Genomic DNA, 7,672 nt, shown 5'->3' on the forward strand with positions numbered 1-7,672 from the left:
GTCGTCGGGAGTGCTGGCCTGAGGGACTGGTGCTGGTTCGAGGGACTGGTACCGGCCCGAGGACCGGTGCTGGCCGGGGGACTACTGGCCGAGCAGCCTGCGGCCGGCCGCGAGCAGGGCGGTGTCCTCCTGCGGTGGGTGGACCCGCACGCACAGGACGTCGCGGAGCAGGCGCTCGAACGGCTGGTACCGGGTGAGTGCCGGGTTGCCCAGCGCGGCGACCGCGGTGTTCACCGCGGCGATCGCCGAGCGGGCGATCTGGATCTTCAGCAGCGACAGCTGCGGCAGGTGACCGGTGTCGCCGGCCTCGGCGCGCAGGAGCGCGCCGAACAGGAGGGTCTCCGCCTGGGCGATCTGTGCGTCGATCTCGCCCGCGACGGTCTGGATGCGTTCGGTCGTCGCGATCGGGCGACCGAGGGCGGTGGGCACCCGCTCGAGAGCGAACCGCGTGAAGGCGCTGCGGGCGGCCCGGGCGACGCCGACATAGTGCGCCGGGTGGCCGAAGCTGCCGATGCCCGCCGACGCGGCCGGGTCCCGGTACACGCCGTCGGGACCGCGCGGGATCTCGACGAACGCCTCGAACGGCAGCCGGACGTCCTCGTACACGACGTCGTGGGTGTTCGACGCCCGCAGGCCGAGGTGGTCCCACGTGTCGACCCAGGTGATGCCGGGCAGGTCGGCCGGCACGATCACATGGCCGACGCGGGGCCGGGCCGGGTCGCCGGCAGGCTCGTCGGCGACCGCCCACACGACGTGGTAGGCGAGCGCGGTGCCGCCGGTGGCGTACGCCTTGTGGCCGTTGAGCACCCAGCCGTCGGCGGTGCGGGTCGCCGTCGTCTTCGGTAGGCCGCCGCGGGCCGGGGCGCCGAGCTCGGGCTCGGCGCGGACGGCGTTGGCGAGCGTCGGACCCTCGGCGCTGCGGCGCAGGAAGTCGGCGTAGTACGCCTCCGGCCAGTAGCCGGCGGCCGCCTGTGCCTGGTGGGTGCCGAGGTTGTTGGCGGCGAGCAGCGCGACGGACGCGTCGCCCTCGCCGAGGGCGACGAGAATGCGGGCGGTGTCCACGAGCCCGAGGCCGGGTCCGCCGTACTGCGTGCCCACGGTCGCGGTCAGCAGCCCGGCGCGATGCGCGGCCTCCAGGCCCCTGACCGGGATCTCGCCTGTCCGGTCGTAGGCGGGCGCGACCGCGGCGATCTCGTCCGTGACGGCCGCCAGCGCCTCCGGGGACAGGTCGGGGCGGACCAGCTCGAGACGGACCAGCTCGGGCGTGTGCACCGCCGTCGTCATCGCAGGCCGGCCAGTGCGGCGGGGTCGAAACCGGGGGTGAGGGCGCCGGGGTGGGCGTCCTGCAGAGTGCCACGCTGCCCGGTGGCGGCGCGGTGCGCCAGCTCCTGGCGGACGAGGGGCAGGATGTGCTGGCCGTAGTCGACGGCGTCGGCGAGGGTGTCGTAGCCACGGATCGAGACCAGGCTGGCGCCCTGGTCGACGTAGTCGAGGATGGCGGCCGCGACCGTCTCCGGGCTCCCGACGAGGGCGGTGGAGGCGCCGGCCGCGTTGGTCGCGGCCGCGGTGCGGGTCCACAGCGCGCGGTCGTAGATCTCGGCCCGCTGGGCGAAGTCCAGGGCGCGCTGCGAGCCGACGTTCTGCGGGGCGCCGGTGAGGAAGCGTGCGGGAGGGCCGCCCGCGCTGTACGTCTTCTCGAGCTTCGTGACGTAGTCGAAGGCCTTGCGCCAGGCGAGGTCGTCCGTCTTGGCGATGATCGGTCGGAAGGTCACCCAGATGCGCGGCCGGTCGGTGCGCCCGGCCGCGGCGGCGATCCCGTTGACCCGGTCGATCTCCGCACGCAGGTCGGCCAGCGGCTCGCCCCAGAAGCTGAAGATGTCCGCCTTGGCGCCGCCGACCTGGAAGGCGGCGTCGGACTGGCCGCCGATCGAGATCGGGATCGTGTGGCCGTACGGCCGGAAGCCGGGGCCGAAGTCGTCGAACTTGAAGAACTCGCCCTCGTGGCTGAACGGGCCGGTCTCCGACCAGGACCTGCGGAGCAGGTCGATGTACTCCGAGGTACGCGCGTAGCGGCGGTCCTTCGGCAGGTAGTCGCCGTGGCGGGCCTGCTCGGCGTCGTTGCCGCCGGAGATGAGGTGGACGACGGCGCGGCCCTCGGTGAGCTGGTCGAGGGTCGCGAGCTTCTGCGCCCCCACCTGCGGGATCGTGGTGTTCGGCCGCAGCGCGACGATCGGGCGGAGGCGTTCGGTGAGCTGGCCGACGGCCGAGGCGATAACGAACGAGTCGGCGCTGTTGGAGCCGTAGGGGAGCAGGGTGTAGTCGTAGCCCGACTCCTCGAGCGAGCGGACGTACTTGCGGAAGTACGGCAGGTCGATGCCCCGGCTCGGCACGGGATTCAGCTCGGTCGACGGGTTGAGATGCGACAGGCTGATGAACTCGACCTGCGGGGACGCGGTCGCGGGGATGGCCGTCGGACTGGTCATGCCGGGGTGCCTTTCGATGTTGCTTTACGTGCTCGGGCGGTTCTGGGTGCGACGGAGCTGGCGCGCGCACCCGAACCGCTCGGTGCGGTGCGGGACGGAGCGGGCCCGGTCCGGGTCGGGCCGGGCCGGCGGCGGGCATCGGGGGTGGTCGGGCGGGACGGCGGCCGGCGGCCGCGCAATCGGGAAGCGGGCCTGCCGGCGGCGGCGTAGACGGGGGGAGCCGGCTGGCCGGCCGGTGCTCCGGGTATGCCGATGTCCCCGAGCCCGGAGATCACCGTCCTGTGTCTGACCGCGGATCGGCGGGTCGTGCCCGCGAGTGGGAACACGCCCATCCGCGCCGTGGCTACGGCCTCGGTCAGGAGCGGTCGGTCAGGAACGGATGGACGGACGGGCGGCGCCGGTAGCTGCGGTGGCAGACCCGGCCAGTGCGACCCGTCGGACGTCCTGGCGTGCCGTGGCCGGCCGTCGCGGGCCGCTCAGCGGGGGCGACAACAGGCGGTGGTGAGAAGACCGAAATCGACGAACCGCCGACGGGTCAGCACCGACCGGGCGGCTGGCACGCGCGCCGCATACCGGAGCGGCGCCGCGCCCCGAGCCACGCACGGCCCGTGCGCACTCGCACCCAGGTTCCCCGACATGTCCATCAGAATGGTGGAGAAGAGGGATGGTGTCCAGCGTCAAACCGCGATCGAACTGATCGGTAAACGTGATAGATCACGGATTGCGTCGCAGGTGGTGAGGCCGGGGCCGGATCCGGCCTGGAGGCAGGCAGGGGTGTTCGGGACACTCGCGGTATGGCGACACGCCACTCCGCGCGGCGACGGCCTCCGGTGACCATCGCCGTCCTCGGCAGCGCGAACATGGACCTGGTGGTCCGTCAGCCGCGCCTGCCCCGCCCCGGCGAGACGCTGTTCGGCTCCTCGTTCACGGCCGTCCCCGGGGGGAAGGGGCTCAACCAGGCGGTCGCGGCGGCCCGCGCGGGCGGCCGGGTCCGGTTCGCGGGAGCCGTCGGCGACGACGAGTTCGGGGCCGCGCTCCGCGCGCGGCTGGCGGCCGACGGGGTTGACACCGCGGCGCTGGCGACGGTCGGGGCGCCGACCGGAGTCGCGGCGGTCTCCGTCGTCGACGGAGGCGAGAACAGCATCGTCGTCGTCCCCGGAGCGAACCAGGCCGTCATGGCGCTGGACGACGCCACCCGCGACCTGATCGCACGGTCCGGCCTTCTCGTCACACAGTTCGAGCGTCCGCTGGGCCTGGTCGGGGAGGCCCTGGCGGCCGCCCGTGCCCGCGGCGTCACCACGGTGCTCACTCCCGCGCCCGTCCTGCCTGTCCCCGCGGACCTGCTGGAGCTTGTCGACATCCTCGTCCCCAACGCGGCGGAGGCCTGCGAGCTGGCCGGGACCGATGACGAGACGGCCGCCGCCCGCGCGCTGAGCCGGACCGCCGGAACCGTGGTGATGACCCGCGGCCCCCGGGGCGTGCTCGTGGCCCGCGGCGGCGCCGTGCTCGCCGAGGTGCCCGCGCGCCCGGTCGAGGCGGTCGACACCACGGCCGCCGGCGACACCCTCGCCGGCGTCATGGCGTCCGTGCTGGCGGCCGGGCAAGGCCTTGATCAGGCGGTGCGGGTGGCGGTCATCGCGGCGTCGATCGCGGTGACTCGCCCGGGCGCCTCCTCCTCCATGCCGACCTGGGCCGAGATCGCCGCGCTGCTCTGAGATCGCCGTGTGCCCTGGGGCCGGCGCGGTCAACCGCCGCATGGTCGGCTGCCGCGTGGTCCACCTCCGCGTGGTCCATCTCCGCGGCGGTGCGGGTCACGGCTGCGCCGTCCACTCGGTACCGCAGGCCGTGCAGGTCTGGACCATGGTGCGGCTGAGCGAGCCGGCCCGGCGGGTGACGAGCGCGTCCGCCGGGTGCGGGCACGGCTCGGCGGGGGCCGCGCCAGGGTCGGCGGGAGCCGCGTCCGGCATCGAGCCCGGGGCCTTGCGCGCCCGCCGCTGGAGGGCGGTGAGGGCCTGCCGCCAGGCGGTCACGGGGTGGCCTCCGGCACGAACCGCCACCGCTCGCGGCAACCACCAGGCGTCGCCGGCCACCTGTCGGGCGTGAGTCGCACCATGGTTATGAGGCGCGCCAGGGCCGTAGGTCGCGCCAGGGTCAAAGGGCAGTTCATCACCTCACCAACGTCCCACATGGGTAACGCCGGGCCGGAACGCAGCGCCGAAGCCATAAAGTAGCCTTTCGGTCACTCCTCGGGCACTGCGCCAGTCGGGCACTGCGCCGGGCCGCCGAGGGCTTCGCCCTGCTCGCGACGCCGTGCGGGCGGGTGTCAGGCCTTGGCATCGGACCACCGCCGCACAACCGCGATGTCGACGACGAAACGGACCTCGCTGCCGGCGGCCCAGTATCCGGCGGTGGCGTCCAGCGCCCGGCGGGTCGCCTCCGCCGCCGCCTCCGCCCGCGGGGCCGGCACGTGCAGCAGCAGCTCGTCGTGCAGGCAGAGGACGATCGCGCCGCCGAGCGGGGCGATCGACTGGCGTACCGTCACGGCCCACGCCTTGAACAGCTCGGCGGCCGCGCCCTGCACGACGGCGTTGCGCGCGAACCGGCCCCAGGCCATACCCACCCTGTTCTCGTCGGCGCCGTCGTCCACCGCGGCGAACCGCAGCGGGACCCGCCGCCCGCCGAACGTCCGCAGCCGCGCCTGTGGGTCTGTGACCGGTGGGTTCGGCGGTGGCCGGCCCAGGGCGGCGGCCCGGCCCGTGGCGTCGGCGGCGTCCAGGTACGCCAGCGCGACCGGGTAGGTCTCGCGCATCTGCCGCAGGGCCTGGCCGGCGACGCCGGTCGTCTGCCCGTACATCGCAGCGAGCACCGCGACCTTCGCCGTCGGCCGGTCGACGCCGAGGCTGGCCGCGACCGGGGCGTAGAGGTCGTCCTGCCGGGTCGCCCTGGTCAGCTCCGGGTCGCCGGAGACCACGGCCAGCACCCGCGGCTCGATCTGGCCGAGGTCGGCGCGGACGAACCGGTACCCCGGCTCGGCGATCACCACGACCCGCAGGTCGGCCGGCAGGTTGTGCAGGCCGGCGGCCGCGGTCATCCGGCCGGCGGCGCCGTCGCTGCCGCGCCACTCGCCCCGTAGCCGGCCGTCGGCGCCGACATGGGTGTCGAGCCACCGGTACCCGTAGGTCGTCGCGATCCGCTCGGCCTTGCGCCAGGCGAGCAGCGCCTCGACGACAGGGTGGACACCGCGCAGCGCGCTCAGCCGGCCCGACCGGGTGTCCGGCACGTCGATGCCCACCGCGGCGAGCGCGGACCGGACCGCCACCGGGTTGCGCAGGTCGACCGACGCGCCGAGGTGGCGCAGGACGGGGGCGTCCCGGGCCCGCCGGGCAGCCGCGCCGGCGGCGTCGCCGTCGGGCCTCGGCCCGATCGCGGCGGCGATCGTCGCCTCGGCGGTCGGCCGGTCCACCGGCAGGCCGTCCCGTCGCAGTTCGCGGGCGAGGAGCTCGGCGCCGGACTCGGCCCGCGCGGTCAGGACGGCCAGCGGGAGCCCGGCCGGCCGCGCCCGCGGGTCGGGCAGTGCGCGCAGCGCCTCGTCCTGAGCGGCCGTGACGGTGAGGGCCAGCTGGGCGAGCCGGGTGGCCCGGGCCAGCTGGGCGCCCGTCCCGCCCGGGCCCGCGCCGCGCAGCGTCTCCTCGGCCCAGCCCGGTCGGAGCTGGCCGTCCGGGCCGATCGGATCGTCGGCCTCGCCGTCACCCGGGCCGCCCGGGTGATCGACCAGGGCGAGCAGGTCGAGCTGGCCGTCGGCGCGGGGCCGGGGCGGTGGCGGCGGGAGTGGCAGTCCGCGTGCGCCGGCCCAGACCGCCGCCGGATCATCCCGGTGCCCCCCGTGCAGGACACGGTGCGCCGCCGCGAGATCCCAGCACACGGCGGGAACGGGACTGCGCCCGGGACCGGTGTCAGCGCCGGGGCCGGCGTGGGTGCCAGAGCCAGCGCGGGGTCCGGCGATTGTGCTGGTACCTGACCTGGTCAGCAGTGCCCCGGTGCTGTGCGCCGACCACCAGACCCACCGGGGGGCGAGGGCGCGCTCCACTTCGGCCAGGACAGCGGCCGGGTCGGCGGCCTGGGCCCAGACGGCGCCGGCGCACGCCAGCGCCACCGCGACATCCGAGACCGGGACCACCGCCACCAGGCCGCCCCGGCCCACCCCGGCCGCCCGCAGCGCGGCCACGGCGCCGGCCCCAGCGCCAGCCGCGGCATCAGAGCCGGCACCAGCACCAGCGCCGGCGCCCGCGGCGGCCGGCGTGCCGGCGGGACGGGAAGTGGGGACCACGCGGTCATCCTCTCCCGCCGCACTGACAGAAATCCCGGGACGGGTGCGGGATCTACGCATGCCGGATTCCGGCGCGCCCGCCGCCTGCTCGACGACGCGGCCACCACGGCTCACGGTCGATCCTGGGGTTCCGCGGAACCGCGGAGCGCCAGGGCAGGCCGTGACGCCAAGCTACTTCGGCTCAGTACTAGGGCCTGTTCTGAGTCCGGATCACAATCGGGGTGTTCGTCCTTCGTCCGGGTGCTTCGGCTGGTAGCACGGTTGTATGACGCGTGGTGATCTGACCGATGGTGAATGGGAGTTGATCGAGCCGCACCTCCCGCTGGGGGCGTCCGGACCGATCCCTGACCTGCGCAGCTACTTCAACGCGGTGATGTGGAGGTTCCGTACCGGCAGCCCCTGGCGGGACGTGCCGAACAGCTACGGCTCCTGGTCGACGATCTACGACCGGTTCCGYCTGTGGGCGCGYGACGGGGTCTTCCAGACCCTCATGGACGCGATGAYCACCGAGGCGGCGGCGYGTGACGRTGTCGATCTCAGCCTGGTCAGCGTGGACTCCACCGTCGCCCGCGCGCATCACCACGCGGCGGGCATGGTGGTCGACCCGGATCTCCTGGAGGACATGGAGAAGGCCCTGACGGAGGAAAAGGGGCTTCGGAAACCGGACAAAACGACCCTGTAACCGAGGTGCCCGAGGACGGCCAGGAAACCGAACGGGCGCAGCGCCGCGCGGTACACCGACGCCGCAAGGCCCGGCTGACCGCCGCCGAACTGGGACGCTCCCGGGGCGGACTGACCAGCAAGGTGCACCTCGCGACCGACCGGCGCTGCCGCCCACTGTCCATCATCCTCACCCCCGGAC

At 74.7% G+C, this 7,672-nt stretch carries 6 protein-coding genes; 2 read left to right on the forward strand and 4 right to left on the reverse strand.

All coding sequences use genetic code 11. From position 1 onward, the window contains the following. Positions 1-81 precede the first annotated feature (81 nt). Together BBK14_RS30860 and BBK14_RS30865 are read right to left on the reverse strand one after the other, a co-directional pair. A complete protein-coding gene (locus BBK14_RS30860; protein WP_071066687.1) occupies positions 82-1,284 on the reverse strand; it encodes an acyl-CoA dehydrogenase family protein in 1,203 nt (400 codons plus the stop codon). Then, complete coding sequence (locus tag BBK14_RS30865; RefSeq protein ID WP_071066688.1) at positions 1,281-2,483, reverse strand: LLM class flavin-dependent oxidoreductase; 1,203 nt, start codon at positions 2,481-2,483, stop codon at positions 1,281-1,283. Before BBK14_RS30865 ends, BBK14_RS30860 begins: the two co-directional genes overlap by 4 nt. Positions 2,484-3,313: 830 nt before the next feature. Between BBK14_RS30865 and BBK14_RS30870 the strand changes: the two genes are divergently transcribed. Further along, on the forward strand, positions 3,314-4,198 hold the full coding sequence (locus BBK14_RS30870; protein WP_241831989.1) for a ribokinase: 885 nt from the start codon (positions 3,314-3,316) through the stop codon (positions 4,196-4,198). Between the two features lie 96 nt (positions 4,199-4,294). Here BBK14_RS30870 and BBK14_RS30875 read toward each other — a convergent pair whose 3' ends face one another. Beyond that, entirely contained in the window at positions 4,295-4,513 is a 219-nt protein-coding gene (locus BBK14_RS30875) for a hypothetical protein (protein ID WP_071066690.1), read from the reverse strand. Positions 4,514-4,806: 293 nt separating this feature from the next. Then, positions 4,807-6,810, reverse strand: coding sequence for a DNA polymerase (locus BBK14_RS30880; RefSeq protein ID WP_071066691.1), 2,004 nt, complete (start codon positions 6,808-6,810; stop codon positions 4,807-4,809). A gap of 265 nt (positions 6,811-7,075) precedes the next feature. Between BBK14_RS30880 and BBK14_RS30885 the strand changes: the two genes are divergently transcribed. Beyond that, the gene (locus BBK14_RS30885; protein ID WP_071066692.1) at positions 7,076-7,492 is read left to right on the forward strand and encodes a transposase; all 417 of its coding nucleotides are present in this window, start codon (positions 7,076-7,078) and stop codon (positions 7,490-7,492) included. Positions 7,493-7,672: the final 180 nt, after the last annotated feature.

It is taken from the genome of Parafrankia soli (assembly GCF_001854695.1).
Taxonomy (GTDB): domain Bacteria; phylum Actinomycetota; class Actinomycetes; order Frankiales; family Frankiaceae; genus Parafrankia; species Parafrankia soli.